General features: G+C 68.9%; 10 protein-coding genes. 9 read left to right on the top strand and 1 reads right to left on the bottom strand.

Features of this window, described 5'->3' with window-relative positions; translation table 11 throughout:
- Nucleotides 1-40: 40 nt before the first annotated feature.
- A complete protein-coding gene (gene eccCa / locus ACFVUT_RS05545; RefSeq protein WP_389647733.1) occupies nucleotides 41-3,970 on the bottom strand; it encodes a type VII secretion protein EccCa in 3,930 nt (1,309 codons plus the stop codon).
- Nucleotides 3,971-4,265: 295 nt separating this feature from the next.
- Here eccCa and eccD point away from each other — a divergent pair, with 295 nt between their 5' ends.
- From eccD to ACFVUT_RS05500, 9 genes are all read left to right on the top strand, one after another.
- A complete protein-coding gene (gene eccD / locus ACFVUT_RS05540) occupies nucleotides 4,266-5,666 on the top strand; it encodes a type VII secretion integral membrane protein EccD (RefSeq protein WP_389647596.1) in 1,401 nt (466 codons plus the stop codon).
- Between the two features lie 17 nt (nucleotides 5,667-5,683).
- The gene (eccB, locus tag ACFVUT_RS05535) at nucleotides 5,684-7,270 is read left to right on the top strand and encodes a type VII secretion protein EccB (protein WP_389647592.1); all 1,587 of its coding nucleotides are present in this window, start codon (nucleotides 5,684-5,686) and stop codon (nucleotides 7,268-7,270) included.
- 150 nt (nucleotides 7,271-7,420) lie between these two features.
- On the top strand, nucleotides 7,421-7,786 hold the full coding sequence (locus tag ACFVUT_RS05530; protein ID WP_389647589.1) for a hypothetical protein: 366 nt from the start codon (nucleotides 7,421-7,423) through the stop codon (nucleotides 7,784-7,786).
- Between the two features lie 203 nt (nucleotides 7,787-7,989).
- Nucleotides 7,990-8,313, top strand: coding sequence for a WXG100 family type VII secretion target (locus ACFVUT_RS05525; protein WP_389647586.1), 324 nt, complete (start codon nucleotides 7,990-7,992; stop codon nucleotides 8,311-8,313).
- Nucleotides 8,314-8,326: 13 nt separating this feature from the next.
- Nucleotides 8,327-8,767, top strand: a complete 441-nt coding sequence (locus ACFVUT_RS05520) for a type VII secretion system-associated protein (RefSeq protein WP_389647582.1) — start codon at nucleotides 8,327-8,329, stop codon at nucleotides 8,765-8,767.
- Nucleotides 8,768-8,921: 154 nt separating this feature from the next.
- Nucleotides 8,922-11,543 carry an AAWKG family protein gene (locus tag ACFVUT_RS05515; protein ID WP_389647579.1) on the top strand — a complete coding sequence of 874 codons (2,622 nt, stop codon included), beginning with the start codon at nucleotides 8,922-8,924 and terminating at the stop codon, nucleotides 11,541-11,543.
- Complete coding sequence (locus ACFVUT_RS05510; protein WP_389647576.1) at nucleotides 11,540-12,046, top strand: YbaB/EbfC family nucleoid-associated protein; 507 nt, start codon at nucleotides 11,540-11,542, stop codon at nucleotides 12,044-12,046. Before ACFVUT_RS05515 ends, ACFVUT_RS05510 begins: the two co-directional genes overlap by 4 nt.
- Nucleotides 12,047-12,053: 7 nt before the next feature.
- Nucleotides 12,054-12,398 (top strand): hypothetical protein, encoded by a 345-nt coding sequence (locus ACFVUT_RS05505; RefSeq protein ID WP_389647573.1) that lies wholly within the window; start codon nucleotides 12,054-12,056, stop codon nucleotides 12,396-12,398.
- Between the two features lie 22 nt (nucleotides 12,399-12,420).
- Nucleotides 12,421-24,522, top strand: a complete 12,102-nt coding sequence (locus tag ACFVUT_RS05500; protein ID WP_389647570.1) for a hypothetical protein — start codon at nucleotides 12,421-12,423, stop codon at nucleotides 24,520-24,522.
- Nucleotides 24,523-24,541: the final 19 nt, after the last annotated feature.

Raw genomic sequence — 24,541 nt, 5'->3', positions numbered from 1 at the left:
CCTGGGGTGTCGGCCCGATCGAAGGTCACCCGACAGGCTCTCAGCCGTCGGCGTCCTCCGCCAGGGCGGTCTGCACGAGGGTGGCCTTCCGCCGGACGATGTACTGGGCGCGTCCGGGCGGCAGATTGCGCGGCTTCACGTTGCCGAACACATAGCCCTCCGACGGCGGGCAGGACAGCAGTATGCCCGGGGTGTTGGCCTCGTCCAGGCGGCGCAGCAACTGGTCGTTGAGGCCGCGGCCCGCCCCGGTCGCGGACCGTACCGCCACTACGTGCAGTCCGACCTCGTAGCCGAGCGCGAGGTGGTCCAGGAGCGGGGCGAACGGGTGGTCGTACGATCCGGTGCCGCCGACCATGTCGTAGTCGTCGACCAGGACGAACAGCCGGGGCCCCGACCACCAGTCGCACCGGCGCATCCGGGAGGGTGCGATGTCCGGTCCGGGGAGCCTGGTCTTGATGGCGCGGGCGGCGCCGCCGACCAGTTCGCGCAGGGAGTCGACCGCGACGACGTGCCCGAGGCGGTACTCCTCCGGTACGGCGTCGACGAGTTCCCGGCGGTAGTCGACGACCAGGATGCGGGCCTCGGCCGCGGTGTACCGCGCGGTGATGGCCCGCACCAGCAGACGCAGCAGATTCGTCTTGCCGCTCTCGCCGTCGCCGACGCCGATCAGGTGCGGGGTGCGTCCGAAGTCGTGCCAGACGGGCGAGAGGGTCTCCTCGTCCAGGCCGAGCGGGACGCGCAGCCCTTCGGTGCGCTCGGGTTCCGGGAGCCGGCCGGCCGGGAGGCGGTGCGGCAGCATCCGTACCGGTGGGGCCGGCGGCCCCTGCCAGTGCTCGGCGATCCGGCCGACCAGATCGGCGACGCCTTCGGCGAGGTCCTCGGCGCTGTCGCTGCCGTCGATGCGCGGCAGGGCGGTCAGGAAGTGGAGCTTGCCGTCCACGGTCAGGCCGCGCCCGGCGCCGCGCGGCACGGTGGCCGCCTTGCGGATGTCGATCATCGAGTCCATCGGGTCGCCCAGCTTGAGTTCGAGCCGGGTCAGGGACTGGTCGCGGACCTGTGCGGGCAGCTCGATCCAGCGGGCGGTGGTGACGACGAGGTGGACACCGTAGTTGAGGCCGCGGGAGGCGATCTGGTGGAAGGCGGGGATCAGCGAGTCGAAGTCCTGTTTGACGGTGGACCAGCCGTCGACGACCAGGAAGACGTCGCCGTGCGGTTCGTCCGGGAACTCCCCGGTGGCGCGGCGGCGCCGGTAGGAGGCCATCGAGTCGACGCCGCTGTCCTGGAAGAACTGTTCCCGTTCGTTGAGGACGGCGATGACCTCGGCCACCGTACGGCTGATCCGTTCGGTGTCGAGCCGTCCGGCGACACCGCCGACGTGCGGCAGCCCGGACAGCGCGGAGAGCGAGCCGCCGCCGAAGTCCAGGCAGTAGAACTGCACTTCGCGCGGGGTGTGGGTGAGGGCGAGCGCGCTGATCAGGGTCCGTACGGCGGTCGACTTGCCGCTCTGGGCACCGCCCGCGACGGCGACATGGCCGCCGGACGCGGAGAGATCCACGGTCAGCGGGTCGCGGCGCTGCTCGAACGGCATGTCCACCAGCCCCAGGGGCACCTTGAGCGTGCCGGGGCCCCGCGTGCCCGCGGGGGTGAGACCGCGGTCCGGGTCGGGCTGCGGGGACGGCAGCAGGAGGTCCAGGGCGGGCGGCAGGTCCAGCGGCGGCAGCCACACCTGGTGTGCGGGCGGTCCGGAGACCCGCAGCCGCTCCAGGGCGACGGACAGGAGCGTGTCGCCGTCGGCGGTCTCCTCCGCCGGGGCGGGCTCGGGGTCGGGGGTCCGGGCGGGGGCGCGGGGCACCACCCAGTCGGTGGTCCAGGGCATCACCTGACTGGCGACCCTGGCCTGGACGGCGGCTCCGCGCCGCTTGCGGTAGGGACCGGACACGTAGGCGGCCCGGAACCGGGTCAGTTCGTCGACGCCGCTCTTGAGGAAGCCGCTGCCGGGCTGGGACGGCAGTTGGTAGGCGTCGGGGACGCCGAGTACACCGCGTGACTCCATGGCGGAGAAGGTGCGCAGCCCCACACGGTAGGAGAGGTGGCTCTCCAGTTGGTGCATGCGGCCCTCGTCCAGGCGCTGGGAGGCGAGCAGCAGATGGACGCCGAGTGAGCGGCCGAGGCGGCCGATCATCACGAAGAGGTCCATGAACTCGCGGTGTGCGGAGAGCAGTTCGCTGAACTCGTCGACGACGACGAAGAGGCTGGGGAGCGGTTCCAGGTGTGCCCCGGCCGCCCGGGCCTTCTCGTACTCCAGGGCGGAGGTGTGGTTGCCGGCGCTGCGCAGCAGTTCCTGACGGCGTACGAGTTCACCGTGCAGGGCGTCCTGCATGCGTTCCACGAGGGCGACTTCGTCGGCCAGGTTGGTGATCACCGCGGAGGTGTGGGGCAGTTCGTCGAGGCCGAGGAAGGTGGCGCCGCCCTTGAAGTCCACCAGAATGAAGTTGAGTGTTTCGGAGGAGTTCGTGAGGGCGAGGCCGAGGACGAGGGTGCGCAGCAGTTCGCTCTTGCCGGAGCCGGTGGCACCGATCAGCATGCCGTGCGGGCCCATGCCGCCCTGTGCGGACTCCTTGATGTCCAGCTCCACCGGGATTCCGTCGGCGCCGACGGCGACCGGGACACGGAGCCGGGCGGCGCCGGTGGAACGTGCCCAGAGGGTGGCCGGGTCGTGCCGGTGCAGATCGGGAATGCCCAGCAGGGTGGTGAGTTCGACGTCGGTGTCGAGCGGCTGGGCGGCGTCCGACGACAGGCTCATCCGGTACGGGGCGAGCAGCCGGGCCAGCGCTTCGGCGGAGCCGGGGCCCATGGCGTCGGGGCGGCCGAGGAGCGTGGTCTGCTCCTTGCGGCTGCGGTCGGTCCGGACGAGGCGCAGGCTGTCGGGGCGGACGTCGAGGCGCAGGGTGGTGCGCCCGGGGCGCCAGTTCAGGGCGCCGGACAGATCGAGTACGACGACATTGCGCAGACCGGGGCCGTCCAGGCGGTGGCCGACGGGGACGGTGGTTCCGTCGACGACGATCACGGTGAACGGTTCGTCGCGGCCGGGAACGGCCTCGGGGTCGAAGGCGGGCCGCTCGGAGAATTCGGCGCCGAGGAGGTCCTCCAGGTCACGGAAGGCGGACGCGACGAGCCGCGACGGTCCCGCGCCGTCCTGTTCCTGGGAGTGCTGGCTGTGCGGGAGCCATTTGACCCACTCCCATTCGGCACGCCGTTCGTCGGCGACGCACAGGGCGATCCAGAGCTCCTCCGGCGGATGGAAGAAGGCCAGTTGGGACAGGACCGCACGGACGGTGTCCCGTACGGCCTTGTCGTCGCCCCGGAACAGGATCCGGGTCCAGGACCGCAGATAGAGTCCCGTGGGCTGCTCGGGAACCACTCCGTACGCCTTGATGAAGCGGCGCAGTGCGTGGGCGCAGAGCGGTTCGAGGTCCTCGACCGGCTTGGTGGCGGCCGGAGTGAGGCGCAGCCCGAGCTGCTGGTCGCCGACGGCTATCCGTACCTCGGCGAAGTCGTCGTCGGCGACCCGGCGTTCCCAGAGCCGGGTGGAGCGGACCATGGTGCGCAGCGTCCTGGGCTCGGGGTGCCGCCAGGCGAGGGCCTGCTGCTGGTCGGCGACGGCCTCGTGGACACGCCGCCGGATCTGCGCCAGATAGCGCAGGTAGTCGCGGCGCTCGCCGCGCAGCCGCTGCTTGCGCTCGCCGCCCTTGCGCATCACCTGGCCGACGAGCATGGCGGCCGACGCGGTGACCATCATGCCGAGCGCCAGGTACGTGAAGACGCTGTTGCCGCCGCCCGGACGCATGAACATCAGCATCATGGACACCGACATCATGGCCATCGGCAGGTAGGTCCAGATCGCCGAGGAGTCGGGAACGGTCTCCGGCAGGGTCGGTGGCTCCTGGAGGTTCAGCTCTCCTTCGGGCATGTCCGGGCCGCGGCGGCGGGCTGGGCGGCGGAAGAGAACCACACTCAACGAACAGACTCCTTCGACGACGGCGACGGAAGACCGCGGGTGGCGGCGACTGCCCGCCGTGACGGGTGGACCCGCCCGGCACGGACACACACCGGGCCGAGGGACGCACAAGCCGGACGGTTCCGGACCAACAGGGACTGACACGTGATCCGTTGACGACGGCCCGGATGATGATCAGTAGTCTGCATCCGATCGTCGGACGCGTCCACGTCGCATCCGACACGTCCCGAGAACGCGAGCCCTCACCGTGACCGACAGTTCCGTGGCGGGCCTGTGCCGCCTCACCATACGTGCCCCCGAAAAGACCATCGACCTCGCGGCACCCGCCGATGTGCCGGTGGCCGACCTCCTTCCCACCGTGCTGCGTTACGCGGGTGCGGAACTGGAGGAGACCGGCCTGGACCACAGCGGCTGGGTGCTGCAACGGCTGGGCGGCCCGGCCCTGGACGACGAGGGAACCCTGGAGACCCTCGACCTCAAGGACGGTGAGGTGCTGTATCTGCGCCCGCACACCGACGCCCTTCCCGAGGTGCGGCTGGACGATCTGGTCGACGGCATCGCCAGTGTGGTGCGCGACCGGCTGCACGGCTGGAGCGCCGACTCCAGCAGGCTGCTGCTGCGCGCCCTGTGTGTACTGACGCTGGTGGCCGGACTCGCCCTGCTGGCCTGGCCCGGCGGCCCGGTCGGCACGCGCGCGGCGGGGGCGGGCGCGGTGGGTGCGCTGTTGCTCGCGGGGGCGGCTTCGGCGAGCCGCGCGGTGGGGGACGCGGCCGCCGCCGCGGTGCTCGGTTCGCTGGCGAGTCCGTACCTGGCGCTGGCGGGCTGGCTGCTGCCGGGCGGCGACCTGAGCGGTCCCGATGTGCATCAGGTGCTCGGTGCCCGGTTGTTGGCCGCCGGGGCCGCCGGGGCGGGCGGTGCGGTGCTGGGGCTTGCCCTCGTCGCGGTGTATGTCCCGTTCTTCCTGGCGACGGCGGTGTTCTGGTGCGCCGTCGCGGTGGGCGGGGCGCTGGCGGGTCCTGCGGATCTGATGATGGACGGCGCCGCGACCGTGCTCGCCGCGCTGGCGGTGGTGCTGGGCGGCTTCGTACCGGCTCTGGCCTTCAAGCTGGCGGGGATGCGGATGCCCGCGCTGCCGACCAACCCGCAGCAGTTGCAGGAGGGCATCGACCCGTACGCCGGTGGTGAGGTGACCACCCGTACCGAGCTGGCGGGCGGCTGGATGACCGCGCTGTACGGAGCGGCGGGCGCCGTCTGCGCGGTCTGCCTCCTGGTGCTGGCCGACGACCCGAACCTGCCGGAGACCCTGACCGCTTCGGTGCTGTCGCTGCTCCTGCTGCTGCACGGGCGTGGCCTGGTCAACGTGGGGCAGCGCCTCGCCCTTCTGGTGCCGGGGGTCTGGGGTGCGGTGCTGCTGGTCGCGGCGCTGGCGGTGTCCCTGGCACCGGATGAGCGACCACTGCTGGTGGCGGGGCTCGTCGCGGCGACCGCGGTGCTGGCGATCGTGTCCTGGACGGTGCCCGGGCGCCGTCTGCTGCCGTACTGGGGTCGCGCGGCCGAGCTGCTGCACTCGGCGCTGGCGATCGGTCTGCTGCCGCTCGTGCTCTGGGTGCTCGGTGTCTTCGCCGCGCTCCGGGCGATCAACGGCTGACCCGGAAGGTATCCGACATGCAGTCCAAGCGTGACCAAGTCCAGGCCCACACCTTCGTGATGGGCCGGCTGACCTCGGGGATGCTGCTCGCCGAGCCGGACGCCCCGGAGAGCCCGCTGGGGCGGACCACTCGCGGGATGGTGATCGGCGTGGTGATCGCCGCGCTGGTGGCGGCCGGTTCGCTCGTGTACGGCTTCGTGTCCCCCGGCGGCAACGACGCGTGGCGGGCCTCGGGAACCCTCGTGGTGAACCGGGAGACGGGGGCCCGTTACGTGTACGTGGGGGGCCGGCTGCGTCCGGTGCGCAATTACGCCTCCGCGCTGCTGGTGGGCGAGGGGAAGCTGAAGTCCGAGGACGTGAGCACGGCGTCGTTGAAGGGCACGGCGGTGGGTGCCCCGGTCGGGATACCCGGCGCCCCCGACTCCGTACCGGGCGTGAAGGACCTGGAGACGGACCCGTGGCAGGTCTGCTCGGTCCTCGCGTCGGAGGCGGATACGGGAGGGGCGGGGGGTTCCGGGGGTTCGGAAGGTTCCGGGGGTTCGGAAGGTGCCGGGGGTTCGGGAAGTGCCGGGGGCTCCGGCGGCTCTGGAGGTTCCGGCGGCTCTGGAGGTGCGTTCACGGCGCTCGTGACCGGTGCGCCGGTGGCCGGGCGCGGGCTGGGCGCGGGGCAGGGCCTGGTGGTGTCGGGTCCGGACCGGGCGCGGTATCTCGTCTGGCAGGGCAGCAGGATGAGGCTGGACCGCAGCGCCGGAGCCGCGGTCTCGCTGGGGTACGGGGCGGTGACGCCCCGGCCGGTGTCTGCCGCGTTCCTCGACGCGCTGGTGCAGGGTCCGGATCTGGTGCCGCCCGCGGTGCCCGGACGGGGAGACCCGGGGCCCTCGTTGGGCGGGCATCCGTCGAAGCTGGGGCAGGTGTTCCAGTCGCACACGCCGGGGGCGGCTCGCCAGTACTACCTGCTGCGCAAGGAGGGTCTGGTGCCGTTGACGGAGACCGGGGCCGCTCTGGCACTCGGTGACGCCGCGACCAAGGACTCCGCGTACGGCGGTGCGGCGCCCGCGGCGGCGGTGATCGGCGCGGCCGAGGTGAAGGCACGTCTGGCACCCGGTGCGGAGGGCAGCGAGCCCGCGCCGGCCGGGCTGCCCCGGACGCCCCCGCGCGCCGAGGCCGTGCCCGCGGGCTGGGCGGCCTGTGCGCGGGTGCGGCCCGACCACGGTGACGGCACACAGGTGACCGGTGCGCTGGTCCCGCTGAGCGCGCTCCCTCCGGCCGCCGAGGCGGCGCCCGACGAGAGCACCCCCGCCTGTCTGCTGGTGGACGCGACCGTCGTACGCCCGGGGCACGGCTCGCTGGTGAAGGCGCTGGGCGCGGGTGGTACGGATGTCGGCGCCACCACCTACTTCGTCGCCGACAACGGGGTGAAGTACCGGCTTCTGTCCCAGACGGCACAGAAGGCCCTGGGGTACGACGGCGCCCCCGTACAGGCGCTCCCGTCCCCTCTCCTGGCGATGCTGCCGTCCGGACCCGATCTGAGCACCGAGGCAGCCGCGGCGGGACGGGCCGTGGGGACGACCGCGCCGTCGTGCCCGCGGCCGGCACGCGGCTGAAGCCACCGACCGGCCAACGGAACATTTCCTTTGAGTAAAAGAAGTTGATGGATCCTCAGGAAAAGCTCAGATGCCTCCGGGGATCATTGAGTACACCACGGATCTGATCATAAGATCGCAGCCATCCAGCACGTGAGGCAGGGAGACACCGTGGCAGACGCAGGCGCGCAGGCAGGGCCGGGCGGCAACCTCCAGCAGTCGAGCGAGAGCTCGACCCGGAACGGGATCCAGGCCCTTGAGGCCGCCTACAGCGGGATCCTGAAGTCCCGTCAGGATGTCGACGACACCCGCAACAACCTCAGCAAGGGCTACCAGGGCAGCGACGGCGGCCAGTACGGGGCCCTGCTGAAGCAGTGGGACGACCAGGTCAACATCATCCTGCGGAACCTGGAGGACATGGTCGAGAAGCTCAACACGAGCCTGGTGGAGCACGGCAAGACCCAGGGAGCGTCCAACGACGCCATCAACCAGGCGTACAGCGCCTCGCAGAAGGCGTTCGACGACCTGATGGCGTAGTCCGGCCGACCAGGACGACACCAACCCGTCGTTCCTGTACTACGCCAGTCCTTCCCGTAGGCCGGTGGTTCCCGTTGTGCGCCGGTCGTCCCCTTTGGCCGGTCGTTCCGTCGTAAGCCGGTCGTTCCCGTCCGCCGGTTGTCCGGCACCCTCGTCGCCACCGGCGGCGAGGCACCTTCCCAGGCAGCGAAGCGAGGCTCCCGATGTCCGAAAACCTGACCGACGGTTACATCCTGGTCGATTACGGCCACATGAACAACGCGGGCGACGACATGGTCCGCCAGACCCAGGCCATCGCCCGGACCCTCTCGTCGCTGGAGGCGGAGCTCGCCGAGCTGCGCAAGACGTGGTACGGCTCCGATGCCGACGTCTACCGGCAGAAGCAGGCCGCGTGGGACCAGGCCGTCAAGAACATGGAAACGCTGCTCAGCTCCCATGCGGCCCTGCTGTCCGACATCTCGGGCAACTACAAGTACAGCGAGAACTCGCTGTCGCAGATGTGGTCCGAGATCTCCATCGGCCGCTGAGCGGACGATCCCGATGGCTGATCTGACGCATCTCGACGGCAAGACTCTCCAGGCCTTCACCGACCACGACATCGCCGATTTCCTGAAGGATCTGCTGGACATCCGGAAGGACTCCCCGGTCGGCGTCAAGTCGCTCAAGACCATCCTGGACAACGTCCCCGACGCGGGGCACCTCAAGCAGAACCAGGTGCTGGCCATCGGCCTGATGGCCGCCGACGACACCGTGCACGGCAAGTCCCTGATCGACGCCGTCCAGAAGGCGGCGGGGTCGATCGACGACATCCTGCTGAGTCAGCACACGCTGTTCACCGACATCTCCAAGGACCTCCAGGAGACCATCACGACGCTGCTGGAGACCCAGGGCAAGAGCCTCGACTCGATCGACGGCGCGGCCTTGCTGGACATCTTCGCGGATGTCGACAAGGAGCTGCCGGGCACCAAGACCGGCGCCTGACGCTCTCCGCCCTTCCCCCCGTCGTCCCTCTCGCTCTCCTGCTCGCCGCGGGACGTCCCGGATCCGGTCGCCGCTCACCCGGTGCCGCGCCCCGGGGCGTCCTGCTGTCTCCGGTCCACCACCGGCCCCGTTCTCTCACCTCGGAGCGTTTCCCATGCCCGACCCCACCAATGACGCCGACGACTACTGGGGGCAGGCTGTCAAGCTGTTCACGGGATATCCGATGCCGGCCCGGTCGACTCTGTTCAAGGGGCTGATGACCGATCAGAACATCCCGCTGTTCCGGATGAGCATCGACGAGATCGGCGTCCAGGCCGTGGTGGACGCGGCGGAGCAGGGAGCGAAGCACACCGGCGGGCAGGACTACGACCTGTACTTCTACTCGAACGCGGGCGGCAGCGTGAAGATGTATCACGCGCGGATCGTGTTCATCGGTATTCCCATGGGCGAGAACGGCCGTGGCCGCCTTCTCGACGCGAACGAGTACTTCGCCTGGACCACGTTCAACGGCACGCAGAAGGACAGCAGCGGCAAGCTGAACGGATTCGACTACGGCCCGCTGGGCCAGTTCATGGGCGGCCCGAAGGCGGCCCTCGACGCGCTGATCGACGGCGGGACGACCCGCAATCTGTCGTACAACGGGGCCTCGGTGAAGGACGCCGACTCCGTCGACGCGGACTCCTTCCGGCGGACGGCCGACGCGTTCGACAGGGCCGCCCAGTTCTTCGTGGACCACGCCAAGATCCTCGCCGCCTGGGAGAAGTCGTTGGGCGGGGACGAAGCCGCCTGGCGGGGGCAGGCGGCCGGCCTCTTCCAGAAGCTGCTGCAGCAGTTGCGGAAGAACTACGACAGTTATGTGGAGCAGCAAGGGGCCGGCAAGACGCTGGCGCAGGTCCCCAACACCGCGTACACACCCAAGTCCCACTACGCGGATCACCTGATGCGGGCGCAGCAGAATCTGCTGGACCAGGCGAAGAACCTACGAGAGGCCTGGGGCACCTGGATACAGAGCCACGGGCACGACCCGCATTTCCACCTGGTGATGGCGCTCGACGACATCCTGAACTGGCTCAAACTGCACAACTTTCCCTTCATCGAGTCGTCCCCGGGCTACGGCGAGAACGCGGTCACGACGTTCTCGACAAAAGCCGGCTTCCAGGAACCGCATCCGGAATACGGAAACCTGGTCAACGTCGAATCCTGGGTGAAGGTCGGCCAGAAGGCCGTCGACTCGTGGAACCAGTTCATCGAGACGGGCACCTTCGCCGTGCCCACGTCCGAACCAGCCATGAGTCCCCCGATCGAGACCACGGCGCAGCAGGTGATCGCGACCCTCAACGCGTCCTGGGCCGATGCCGCCACCCCGTTCGAGACGCCGGTCACCACCAAGTACACGAGCTCGCTGTCCGAGTTCTACAACAAGGACCAGACCCAGATCGCGCAGGAGGCGGCGAAGAAGAACAGCGAGGATCTCAACAATTCGCTGAAGAATCTCAACGATGGAATCGAAAACATGGGCAAGGGCCTCGACGATTCCCTGAACGATGTCACCGAGAGTCTCAATGGCGATGGCCCGAACGGCCTCGACGACATCCTCGACGACCCCACGAAGGAACTGCTGAACGATCCGGCCGGCGAAACGAGCACGGGGCCCGGTGGGGGCGTCACCACGGACCTCAATCCGGGCCTCACCACGGACCTCGGCGGCGATTCGACACAGACGAATCCCAACAGTGTGCTGCCGCCGTCCCTGCTCAATCCCGGCGGTGGTACCGGCGTGAACGCGGGCGGCGGGACCGTCGCGCTCAACAAGGACGGCACCATCAGCCTGCCGAACTCGACCGGCGGCACGACGACGTACAACCCGAAGACGGGTGCGCTCACCACTGTCGGTCCGGACGGCAAGCCGACTGTGCGGACGCTCAACCCGGGTCAGAGCGTGACCGACGAGGACGGCAACGTCATCAGCCGTCGTGAGGACGGCACGCTCGCGATCACGCGTCCGGACGGCTCCCAGCAGGTGATCGATCCCGGGACCGGGAAGGTCACCACGACCGACGCGAACGGTCACACGACCGTGTCCGACCTCAACCCGGATACCGGGCTTGAGCGACTGACCGCGTACGACGATCTCCGGCAGGACCTGAACCGGGACCTCGGCAGCGCCCTGGACCTGAACGGGCAGTCGTCCCTCACCACGCCGACCGGCTCCGTCACGCACGACCTGAACGACACCGCGTACGGGGGTGGCGGGTCCGTGGGATCGTCCGGTTCGCAGGGGACGAGCGACTACGAGGAGTACGACAGCACGTTCCAGCCCGGTGGCACCTTGGGCGGGCCGCGCGATGTCACGACGGGCACCGGAGCGGCCACCACCGACGGGACCGACGCCGCGTCCGGTTCCGCCGGTGGCGGCGTACCGCTCAACTCGATGCCCATGGGTGGCGGGATGGGCGGCATGGGAGGGATGAGTGGCGGCGGGCAGAACGGCTCGTCGTCCGGCGAGCGGGTCCGCAACGTCCTGACCGAGAGCGGCAGCACGGGTGCGCGCGGCAGGAATGCCCGGCCGTCCGGCGGGCGCCGCGGCACCGAGGAGGACCGGTCGGCCCGACGCGGCACCACGGCCACCACCTCGTCCGGCGCCCCGGTACCCGCCGGTGGTGCGCAGGGCGACCGGGTCACCACCGGCGGGCGTGACCGCGTGCACTGGGTCGCCGAGGACGAGGACGTGTGGGGCACCGAGGACGGCGGCACTCCCGCGGTGATCGGACGATGAGCGGGGCGACGGCCGGAGCACCGGACGACACCGGGCGCGGCGAGGTGTCCCCTTACGCGCGTTCGGTGGAGGCGCGGCTCGCCCAGGCGATGGCGGAACTGGAGGCCACCCAGAACGCGGCGGCCGCGGCAGACGCCGAACTGCGTCGGACGTCTCGCACCGTGCGGTCGGACGACCGGTCGGTGGAGGTCACCGTCGGCCCTCAGGGCGAGCTGACCGATCTCCGGTTCCTGGACGGCAAGTACCGCACGATGGCACCCGCCGAGCTGGCCGGTTCCGTCCTCGGTGCGTTCGGCCGGGCCCGTACGGAGATCGCCCGGGAGGTGATGCAGGCCCTGGAGCCGCTCACCCGGCCGAGCACCTCCGTGCCGGAGCTCACCGGCGTGGACATCGACTGGGCGAAGGTCTTCGGTCCCGAGGTTCTGGAGGAACCCGACGACCGGGCCGGACGGGACGCGGGGCGCCGGCTCCGCGACGAGATCGACGAGGACCAGGAGGACTGAACAGCTCATGGGTGACGCCTACTTCGCCGAACCGGCCCGTATCCAGGCCGGTCTACTCCAGATGCACCAGATCAGCTCATCGGTCGAGGGCATGGTCGACGACTTCCTCTCCGAGGTGAAGGTGACCATGGGCTGGCCGGGCCTGGACGACAGCTTCGCCCAGGAGGTCAAGCCGCAGGAGCGCAAGGAACGCGAATCGAGCAGCACGGCGGCGACCGCCCTCTCGGAGGCGGTGGCGGGCGTGGTGCACGGCACGACGGTCAACCTGCGTGAGATCCAGACGAACCAGAACAACATCCTGGACGCCATCCAGGACCACAGGAACAAGACCGGCAACGGCCGCAGGCACTGAACACGAGGAGTACCGGCCCACTATGTCGATCAAGGCGTCGCCCGAGCTGAACAATCTGCTGTTCGTCCTCATCGGCGAACGGCTGCTCCAGGCGGACGAGGATCTGGCGTACGCGAGCCGGCGGCCCTACCACCGGCTGGGCGAGCGGATGTCCCAGTTGTCCACGGACATCGAGCGGTCGGTCCTGGGCATCAGCAGGTCGCTGCCGCCGGAGGTCGGCAGCAACTACCTCAAGTCGATGAAACTCTTCATCGACAACGGTGGCACGAACCATCTCAACGAGTTCTCCGACCAGCTCAGGACCATCGGCAACGGGCGCACCGACACGTCGATGAACATCACCGAGTCCAAGTGGCAGATCATTGCCGAGCTGATCAGGCTGCTCATCGAGCTGACCATCATCTTCGTGATGTCCTTCTTCACCGCGGGAGCGTCCGCGAGCGATGCCGCCGTGGCGAAGGCCCGCAGCCGCGTGGCCGTCCTCACCGTCCTCGACCAGCTCCTGAAGCGTACGCACCTGATGCCGACCGTGAGCCAGGCGCTTGAGGAGGCGTTCACGACGTTCGCCGTGCGGCTCGCCATGATGGCGGCCGGCCCCGACGGGCGGCGTCCCAAGGGGTTCGACTGGAAAGCCATCGTGCAGGACGGCATCATCGGTGGCTTCGGAGGACTGTTCCACGGGGGCCTTTCGTCCGGCTTCGACAAGATCCTCAAGAACTTCACGAGTCCGGCCAAGAACATCGCGGGCGACATCACCTCGAAAGCGATCAGGCCGTCCAGCTTCTCGGTGAAGAACCTGGGCAACACCACGCTGAACGACGCCAAGTCGTTCCTGGTGTCGGGTGGTTCGGAGACCCTCGCGGAGTTCGTGGGGGGCGGGCTCACGACCGGGAACTGGACCACGACCTGGGACACGTTCCTCGGTTCCGGCATCAGCAGCAAGGCCGAATCGGCGCTCAGCCACGCCGCGTCGAAGCCCGGAACCTGGGCGAAGAACAACTTCGCCGACGTGCAGGTGAACACATCGAGCCGTGTCGATGCGAACGCGCCGGAAACGGTCTCGGAAACCAGCACGGAACCCGCGACGAACCCGGAGACCGGCACGACCAAAACGCCGGCGGGACCGCTGGGATCGACGGGACCGGCGGGACCGCTGGGATCGACGGGACCGGCCCCTGCGAAGAACGTCAGCACCTCCAGCAACGGCGACGAGCACACGACGCTCGCGAACAGCACTGACGATACGGACGGCCGCAACGGCAACGACGGCAGCCACGAAGACGCGATCGGGAAGAGCCCTCAGCCTCCCGTCGAGCGGACGCTCCCCCCGACGTCGACCAGTGCGCATTCCGTCCCGTCCCCCACGCCCAACGCCCTCCGGGCGGACAGCACCGAGACGGATGTCGAGACCCGATCGAATGCCGAGGCCGATCCCGACAACGACACCGAACCCAGCACCGGGCTTCTGACCGAGAACGGCTCCTCGGACACCGGTCCCCCGCTCCCCGCGACGAATGCCCAGCCCGCGCCGCAGCACACGAAGGTGCCCGAACACCAGCTGTGGAAGGACTTCCTGAGCGCACCCGACGACCAGGCGCAGCAGATTCTCGCCGACATCGCCGACCACCGTCGGGGCGACGTCCCGACACAGGAGGAGATCACCCTTCGCAGCGAGGTGTACCAGCAGCTCAACGCCGTCGAAGGCGGCATCACGATCGTCATCGACGATGCGGCCAACTTCGGTCACCAGGCCGCCGCCACGATGCTCATGGACTCCCTGGACGAGCTCGGCTACGGCGGCCCCATCACCGCCATCGCGCCCGGCAACGTCCAGGACAAGTTGAAGCTGCTGCTCAGCGACGAGTTGAGGGCCCGCGTCACCTGGCAGACGCATACGTTCGACCCGGAGAACCCGGTGGCCGATCCACGGGCGTCGGGGGGTACCGGAGCTCAGGGACTGGTCCTGGTCGCGGCCAGTGACCGGCTCGACGCAGACAGCACGGCGGCGACCCAGTTCCTCGACTTCCTGGGCACGGACCGGGCGATCGTGCTCAAGCCCTACGCCTGGAACGATTCGCACCGCTACCTGTACAGCAGACAGGCCGCCGGCTTCGACGCCCAGGTCACCGACCTGGAGAGCAGCCCCACGTCCGAGGACGACGCCATCGCGTCCGGTGCTCTGTTCAACTTCCACACTCCCGTGCTCGGTCTCGACGCGCTCGCAACCCTCATCGACCACCGGGTCACCGACCGCGCCGTCGCCTCCGGGCTCAAGGCGGTCGCTCAGGCCGTTCACCGCCATGACACCGAGGTCATGCCGGTCTACGGTCTGCACAATGTGGACGATCCGGGGCGGGTCTCGGCGCTCAGCACCCTGGCCTCCGGCATCCATCAGGCCGGGATCGGCAAGCCGTCCGTGATCCTGTCGTTCGGCCGCACCACCGTCGACCACGCCCCCGCGTACACCGAGACCTGGCTGCACCGGACCCGGCTGACCGCCGATGATCTGGAGGAGCAGCTCGGACGTCTGGACCCGGGCGATGTCCTCATCGTGCAGTGCGACAACATTCCGCAGGACGTGTTCCGGCAGCTCTTCCAACTCGGCACGCTTCCGGCGGTACTGGAGGGCGCCAACACCACGAATCTGATGCAACTCGTGGGCCGTCCGTACTTCTCCGCCCTGACCAACCACACGCCCTACGACAGTCTCGATCCGATCGCCGTGAATCACCTGAAGCAGGTGACCAGAGCCATCACGTGGCCGAGCGCATGGGGGCGGAAGGCACAGCGGCTGACGGACGAGGCGTCCTCGACCGCGTGGAGCGGGTTCCAGAACGTAGGCATGGCGCAGTCCGTGCTGTCCGCTCTGCCCCGGTCCGAGAATGGTCGAGGTCTGACGAGGAGCGAGGTGGATCGCCTCACAGCCGCAGGCGTTCTGACGACCGATCAGCTTCGCGTCGTCCTCGGCCACAGCCAGTCACTTGAGGCGGTGATCTCGGACAAGTGGTACATCGGTCAGAGAACAGAGATCACGGAGGAGCAGCTCAACACGCTGCAGACCCGGCTGGAGACCATCCGCGCACAGCATCTCTCCGAGGTGCGCACGCTGATGGACACCCAATCCGTCATCCCGGAACAGGGCGCGACCGAGGTCGTCGCGGAGGCCATCCGTGAACTGACGGATCCCGGCTCCAGACTCCACACCTACTTCACGGCCCTGCGTGCCAAGGCGAACGACCCGCGCAACGACCAGACACTGCAGGCTCTCCGCCGCGTCCTCACCGTCCTTCCTCCCCTCCCCCGAACCACGTCACGCGTCGAGTACCGGAACCCGGACGAGGATTCGCAGGGCAGCCGCGAAACGCCCGTGCCCCGGTGGCAGACGGACTGGTTCACGGTGGACGAGTCCGACAGCGACACCGCCGACCACGTCGACGGTCACATCGACAGGGAGGACGACAGCGAGGACGACAGCGACAACGAGGGCGACAGGGCTCGCAACCGGTTCCCGTCCTCACAAAGCATCTCCACATCCAGCCGCTCGTCGAGTTCCGAATCCACCCGGTCGACGACCGGGAAGGTGGACGAGAACCACGGTGTCAGCGAGAACACAGCAGCGAACGAGGAATCGGGACCTGCCGAAACGACGACGAACCCCGCCTCCGACCTCACTGAGCCCATCGAGGACACCAACACCGACCACAACAACGACGACCAGGACGACGACCACAACGACAACGACTCCCTCGACGGCATCAACTTCTTCAGCTCCGACGACGAATCCGACACCCCATCGGACGAGAACCCTTCCCCGGCCCCCGAACCGCCCGTGCCCAGCACCTCTGCCGCACCGCAACGCCTCCTGCTCCGGTCCGCCCGCTCGTTCGAGGCCCCAGCAGTCGACGCGGACGACCTCGTCCAGCAGTCGGTGGGCGGCGGCGCCACCGGCTCGTCGCTCTTCGCCTCGTACACGCAGTCGGACTGGTCACAGCGGAGCGAGCGCTTCCGTACCGTGGCGGACACGACGACGTTCCAGGACCACCACCACAGCGAACAGTCTCTTTACCGCACACCCCGCCAAGTGCCCTGGGACGGCCAGAGAGTGTCCATCTTCGCCGCGCACGGCTCTCCCACCCGGGTGATCGTGACGCGTGACGACGACACCGCGGTGGAGATCAGCGGCCGGGAACTGGGCCGCTATCTGAACCACTCCGGCGATCCCGGGTCGCAGGACCGGCCCATCGTGCTGTACGCCTGCTCCACCGGTGCCTCACCCACGCACGGTGGATTGTCCGTCGCCCAGCATGTTGCCAATGTGACGCGTCGACCGGTGTACGCGCCGAGCACCACCACGGGCACGGCGATCGACTCCGAGCAGCAGGTGCGCCCGGTCCTCTTCCGTGACAGTGACAACACCCCCGGACAGTGGATGCTGTTCGTCCCGGAGCCGATGGGTGAGGAACTGGACGAACTCACCCGCACAGCAGGGCTGCACACCACCTCGGACGCCCCGGGACCATGGGACACCAGCAGAACACTCCAGTTGGTCCGAACCCTGCGCAACGTCTTCGGCCCCGGGATCGAGCAGTCCCCCGATCACGCCTCGTTGCTCGCCGCGCTCGGCGCACTGGACAGTGAGCGGTTCACCGGGGACGAGGCGGTCTGGGGCCCGTACGGTGACTCGCGCATGACGGCCGACCTGCTGCGACGCATCGCCCTGGGGCTGGAAGGAACGGACGCGCCCGGCCTGGCGCGGTACTCCGCGCTGTTCGACCGCGTCGTCACGGCGTCGAGCGAGCGGACCACGGCGCCGCCCCAGGAAGCCGCGCTGTCACCGGCCCACCACGTCACCCGAGAAGCGTCGCCACCGTCGCAACCATCGACGCAGCGGCAGGAGCAGGAGCCGGAGCAGCAGAACGAGCACCAGAACGAACAGGACAACGCGCAGACGCAGCAGGTAACGGCGCAGAGCCCGGTTCCGCCCACCAACGAAGTCCCGCTCGTGGTGGCGCAGCTCGACAACCAGCGGCCCGCCACCGTGGACGCGGCCATGCAACCGGCGCCGCCCGAAGGCGCCGTCCAGCAGTTCCCGGGCGGTCAGCACCTGCCCACCTACGTCACCGGCGACGGCGAGAACCCCCACTCGGGCTTCACTTACGGTCAGAGCCAGGTGGTCCAGCGGGGCATCAACGACGTGATCGACCAGATCTCCGCGTCGAACCTGCCCGTACCCGACCTGCGTGCGAGCTCCGACAAGAAGAATCCGCTCGCCGAACTGGAGCAGGCGCTGAACCAGACCCCCCACCTGTTCCACGGGGACGGCTGGATCTCCACCCCGTTCAAGGACACCAAGGGACGGCTGCGCCAACTGCGGGTCTTCCAAAGACCGCAGGGTCCGTGGTCCATGCTCACCAACGAGCAGGGAGAGCCGCTCACGCTCGATCCGGTGAAGGTGGATCAGATCCACCGCAGCCAGATCACCTCCGGTACGTCCGAAACCTCGAATTCCACTCGGCAGTTCGGCCTCTCGGCCCCCCTGGGTCCGCCCGGCGGGCCCGTGTCCGCGTTCGGACGGGTGGGCCTCTCGCTGGGCTTCATGAAGTCCGTCGACTTCAATCTCCAGGACCAGACCCTGAGCCAGGTGGAGACTCGGCACTCCGACGCCTCGCACCTGTATCTGGGCGATGTGATGTACACGGTCGAGCTGACGGACGCGGCTCCCGAACAGCGGGGCGTGCTGGAGCGCATAGCCGGCCGGTTCCGCAGGGCGACGCCTCCGCCCGCGGGACAGAATCCGGAGGGCGGGTCCGATTCCAGGATCACGTTCGGTGTGAAGAACGGGGTGCTGCTCCGTCTCTCGGACCATCTGACCGCCGAACTCGCCTCCGAGCACGCCCCGGCCACGATGCGGCTCGACGAACACAGCGACTACCGCACCGTGCACACCGAGGGCTACGGATCGGTGGCGGCGATCCACGCATGGGCTCTGAAGCAGGCGGGAGCGGTCGTCGGCTCGCGGATCCACCACGAGCTCACCCGGTTCTTCAGCTCCGAGAACTTCCTCCGGACCGCCGACCGGATGGCACACGGCCCGGTCACCAGCGAGCCCCTGTTCACCGACTCCGGCGCCCCGACCGGGGTGTTCGTCGTGGACAAGGTGGTGCCAGGAGAGGCCACGCTGCTCTCCGAGACGGACGCCGCCGAACTGCGCAACGCCATTCAGCGGGTGATCAAGAACGATCGCAGTGCCTCGTCGGCGTACAGCCAGGACCTTCAGTTCGCCCTCGGCCCCAGCTTCAATCCCACCGGGTATTCCACCAGCGCGGCACAGCCCCGTGTCCAGGTGGCCGGCTTCACGCAGCTCGGCAACCGTTCCACCCGTACCATCGGTTTCGGCGGTTCCGGCAGCCGGAAGATCGTCGGGCGTGCCAGGAAGGTCCGCACCGAGCTTTATCTGGTGCAGAAGTCCGTGTACGTCCGCATGTCCGGTCAGCGGGAGAGCAAGAAGTTCCTCGTGTGGACCCTCGACCGGATGACCCGTGCCGAGGCACGCCGTCTCGCCGGCTGGGACGACGGTACGAAGCTGCGCATCAGTACTCCGCGCCCGCCCGTCGACAACTCCGCGGAAGTCTCCTCGGAGAACCCTCCCGAGAACACGATCGACATCACCCGCGAGGTGAGCGACGACGGGGAGAACCACGCGGGCGAACTGCCGCATCCGAACGAACCGCTGCCCCCCGTCTACCTGCCCCGGGACAATCCGACGCTTCTCGGCATGGCCAGGCTGGAGGCGTTCCTCCCCGACAGTCCGCCGTCGACCGCTCCGAACCCCGACGGCGGCGCCGTGCCCCCGACCCCCACCTCGTTCCTCACGACCCTGATGGACGACGTGATCGCGGCCGTGGCCGAGAAGCACCCCGGGATCGTCGCCCCGCTCTCGGACTTCACCTCGCCCTCGGACACGTCGAAGGGCTGGCGGGGCAAGAATCACTTCAGTACGGCCCTGCTGAACACGCTCACCCTCATCGACGCCCTCAGCCACCACAGCATGGCGGGACAACTGGAGTCCTTCGCCTCGGACGGGCTGCGCATCCGACTGATCGACACCACGGGCACCAAGCGCAAGTACCGCTGGATCTGGGTCACGGGCACACTGACCGACCGCCGTTACGAGGGCACGCGCAACGAGCTGATCCTGCGGAGCAGCACACCTGGGACACAGCGGCTGGACAGCTCGGGCACGGTGTCCCACACGAAGGAGGTCGGCGTGGACATCGGTGTGTCGGCCCGTGAGACCGCTGCCGACTCCTTCGGCCAGCCCATCAACAGCGGTGTCATCACGCCGTCGGCCCGGTACGCCTGGCAGAAGACACGGCGCACCGGCTCCGGTGCCACCGTCTCGTACGAGCCGCTGCACGCGACATCGGGTCCGTCCCATGTGTTCAGCTATCAGCTGTCCATATCCGTGAGCAGCGGCGGGTTCTGGCGCTTCCGCGACCCGCTGCGCTTCCTCGGACTGCTCGGATCGGGGCTCTCCGTCGGACGCACCAAGGAGATCGATCTCATCGGCGGCACGTCACACCGCCCGCCGGTGACCGGCAAGGTTCTGCTCGACGTGCCCGACGAGCACATCCCGCCGACGGCACCGGAACCGGAGCACGAGCAGGAGCAGGATCCGGAGGCCACCGAGCTGACCACCGCGCAGGTCCAGGCACTGCTGGACGGCAGAGTCATTCCGCTGGAGCCGGATGCGAACGCTCACGAGGACACGGACCGGCGAACGGACCGGCACACGGACGAGGTCCTGGACACGGATACGGACAGGGTCGAGGAGGCAGACGCGAACACGGACGCGTCGTCGTTCACGGAGCGGACTCCGTTGCATCCGTTCACCGATCTGCCCCACCAGGTCATCGCCGTCTCCGGCGGATCCAAGCTGCGCCAGGGGCTGGAGAAGCTGCTCAAGAACGGATCGGGCGGCACCTGGCAGTTCAGCCTGTACGGGGCCGCGCCGCACGACGCGGTGATGCGTCAGTTCCAGCCGCAGGTCCTCGCCTCGTTCCTCGACCAGACGATCAGCCGAACGGGCTCACGCATGGTCCAGCTGTTCGGCGTCGGACCGTACGCCAACCGCATCGGCAAGCTCATCCACCGGGCCTCCCTGCTGCAGCCGGTCGTGCGGTCGAAACCCATCGCGGTGGAGACGGAGTCGACGCTCGGCACCGAGACCCAGGTGTCCCACGTGAAGACGTCGGTCACCGTGGGCAAGCTGAACCTCGGACTCGCGTACGCGCGCAGCCACGACCAGGGGCCCTCACTGATCGGCACCTACGGGCTGGTGGTGAACGGGACGTTCACCGACGGGCACACCGCAACGCTGACGAACACCGTCTCGGTGGAGAACGACCGGGACGACGAGAATCAGAAGTACCTGGTCACCGCCGATGTGCAGCACCAGATCGGGTTCATGACGCAGGCGAACGGACTGCTCAGTCCCCTGCGCAAGATGCTGCCCGCGCTGCGTTCGCGCTACGCGGGTCTCCAGCTGACCGTGCCCTCCGGCTGGCTCGGTCACGTGCCGGAGAAGACCGCCCACCGCCTGGGCCTGGTGGGCAAGCAGCTTCCTCCGGCACCCCAGTACGAGGAGGACTCCTGGTCCCCGTCACCCTGGTTGCAGGACACCCCGTTCGGTTCGTTCCCCGTCAACGCCCTGGACTCCGCCAAGGTCGCGCAGGACTTCGACCAGCTCCTCAAGGCACAGGGCGTGGACGACGCGGGACGGGACCACATCCTCGACATGGTCTCGCCGCGCGCTCTGCTGGCCCTCCGGCAGCAGATGGCGGCCACGCAGGGTGGGGTCACGGCGGTGACGCGTACCGCCTGGACCAAGCTCGGCAAGGTGTTCATCGGCTCGCAGCCCGCGACCGTACTCATAGAACTCATCCCGGAATCAACGGCGTTCGACGGAATCGACCACAGCGTCACCTTCCAGGAGACGCTCGGCATCACCGAGACGATCGAGGTGAGCGACTCCCGCGCCGTCACGACGACGGTCGCCGTCTCCGTCACGGAGGCGATACGGACCCAGAATCCGAGCGTTCCCACCGTCGGCCCAACACTCAACGACTCGCTGTCCGACACCCGTCAGAGGGCACTCACCACATCGGCGAGCCGGACGAAGAGCTACACGTTCTATCCGAACGAGCCCCACGCCGACTTCCTCACGGACTTCACCCTGCGCATGGTGCTGATCAAGCCTGACGGAACCCGATTCCCGCCGGTCGAAGGCCCGGTCGGCCTCCTGCGGGAGCAACTGCCGCTCAGCCTGGCCGTGCCGGACACGGACAACTCCGATACGGGGAACGACTCCTCGGACCAGGCGGTACCGCCCGTCAGCGCACCCGTCAAAGTCACGTTCCGGCAGACCGGACCGCTCACCGACGTGGAGATCGCGGCATGGCGCCGGGGAAGCGATTCGTCCGCGTTCACCATGCCGTCCAACGGCTTCATGCCGCGCCGGATCACCGACAACGGCACGGCGCTCGACGCCGCCCAGCTCGCCATGGCCAAGGCGTACGAGGGGAAGCTCCCGCACCTGCCCAAGAAGGGCGGCCCCGTCGATCTCACCGGAAGCAACCTGTCGGAGGCATTGCGGAAGGCCCGGTTGTCCGGTCCCGCCCGCCAGGGACGGCCCTCGGGACAGGCACTGTCCGACGGGCTGTCGAGCACGCAGACGGCGGCCTTCTTCGGCAACACCACGTCGGACAGCGGATACCTCGCGGCCACCGTGCACGATGCCGCGGTCGCCCTGGACACCGAGGGCAGCTACCGGCTGTTCTCCCGGCCTCTGCTGAAGGAGGCGGTGCTGCTGAGCGTGGCACCGGAGGCCACGATGGAGAGCCCCGAGCGGCAGACGGTGAGCGCGGACGCCGCCGTCACGTTCGGTGGTACGCAGAACACCACGACCGGTCTGGTCATCGGGACGTCGCCACCGCTGGTGGGTGCGGTATCGCCCGCACCGACCGGCGGCGGGATGAACACCGGCGAGTCGGGGACTCTCAAGATCGCATCAGCCGACGGCACGCAGCTGAACGTGAAGCCGAAGACGGGACGGGCGCTGTTGTTCTCGATCCCCACGGACTGGCTGGGCGAGGCGACGATCGTCCGTGGCAAGGTCGTCAGTGCGCTCGGGCTGCCCAGGAGCACGTCACAGGTCGTCGAGTACCGGACCAACGTCCTCGCGTGGGTGCGGGAGGACGTGGCCCGCGAACTCGGGCTCATCAACGACACGGACTTCCCGTCCGACGTCACCGACGCCTGGACCGCGGTGGCGGCGGCGAGCAAGGAATGGGTGAACGCGGACAAGGCGTACTGGCAGGTCAGGCGTACCGTCACGGAGGCGACGGGCAACGAACCACCCGGCCCCGAGCAGCTGCGACAACTGGATGAGTCGGCCACCACCGCTCGTGAGGCGATGAGGGAGTTCCGCAGGGTGCGGGCTGCGGCGGATCGGCTCACCCACTGGTACCGCGGCACGCCCCGTCCCGTCGGCACCCCACCTCCTCCGGTGACGTTCACACCCCCCGCGAGCCCGACCGGCCCGGTGATCCCCACGTACACCGGCACCGCGTTCGTCCCGGAATCGGAGGCCGAAACGGGCGCTCCGCCGACGCTCGTCTCCCCGTCCGGCGACACGTACGCGTTGCACGACGTCCCCGAGGACGGCGACGCCTTCTTCCACGCGCTGACGCTCGGGCTCCGTCACACCGGAACCTGGCCGGCGGGGCTCGGCCACGACGCCGACGACACCGACACGCCCCTGGCCGGTCTGCGCGGGCGGATGACGGACACCCTGACGAACGACGCGGACGATCTGCTGGACTTCACGACGCCGGACCTCCTCGACAGGTTCGACCCGCGGGAGCTGGAGAACGGCGGCCCGACGTTCGAGGAAGGATCCCCCGAGGCCCGCGAGTTCGCGGATCCGGCCCACACACTGCCGTTGTACGCGAGGTTCTCCGCCGACGAGCGCCGGGCTCTCGCGCTCGCGCAGTTGGGGCGCTACGGCACCTCGACCGACAGCACCGGCTGGGACCACGGGACCGCCGACCTGCTGCCCGCGCTCGCCGCCCGGACCTTCGGCGTCACGGTGACCGTCGTCCGGGACGACGGCACGTTCCAGCAGTTCGCGCCGCCGAGCAGCACCCCCTCCACCGGCCAAGTCGTGCTGTACCTGAAGGACCGTCACTACCAGGCGGCCCTGCCTCCCCGGTCACCGGACCTGGACACCACCGACGCGGATGACGGCAACGATTCGGAGACGGGCTACCTACCGGACGACGAGTCGAGCACGTACTCGCTGGACTCGGCATGGTCCGACGAACCGTCCGTCACGGAGTCGGATGACGATGGCGATGACGATTCGGAGACGGGCTACGCACCGGACGACGAGTCGAGCACGTACTCACTGGACTCGGCATGGTCCGACGAACCGTCCACTTCCCGGAACCGGACAGGGGCCGAGGACAACGTCGAGAACAACAACACGAAGAAGAACGCGAACGCGAACGAGAGCGAGAACGAGTCCAGCACTGATGACGAGATCAAAGCCGAGGCCAAGGACGAAATCGAGGCCGAGGCCGAGACCGAGACCAAGGACGCAATCGAGGGCGAGGCCAAGGTCGAAGGCAGGGCCGAAGACAAGGCCGAGCGCGAGAGCGAGGGTTCGACCGGCGGCGGTACACCGACCCCGCCCGTTCAGCTCACCCCGTCCCTTCCGCCCACCAGCAACGATGACACCCTGGGCCCGAGCATTTCCGACCCGGACGTTCTCGGCCAGGTCCTCGACATGTACGGAGTACGGGACATCGTCGTGCAGAAGGTGAATCTGCGCCCGCTCGGAGGCTCGCATATGTCGGCGAGGGCGGCCCTGGACCTGACACCCGGAGGTCTGTCCATGCGCGATCTGGAGTTGACCGACCATCAGATACTGACGGTGCTGGCCCACCACCGCCAGCTGGCTCCCGAGGCGGTGGAGGAGCTGCTCAAGCACCCGTCGTACGCAGGTGTCCTCCGCCACACCAGCACGACGCCGTTCGTGCCGGCACAGGCCACGACGGAATGACGGACACGGACAGAGGCAC

The organism is Streptomyces sp. NPDC058051 (genome assembly GCF_042885475.1).
Taxonomy (GTDB): Bacteria; Actinomycetota; Actinomycetes; order Streptomycetales; family Streptomycetaceae; genus Streptomyces.
This window is presented reverse-complemented; position numbering and strand designations above follow the sequence as displayed.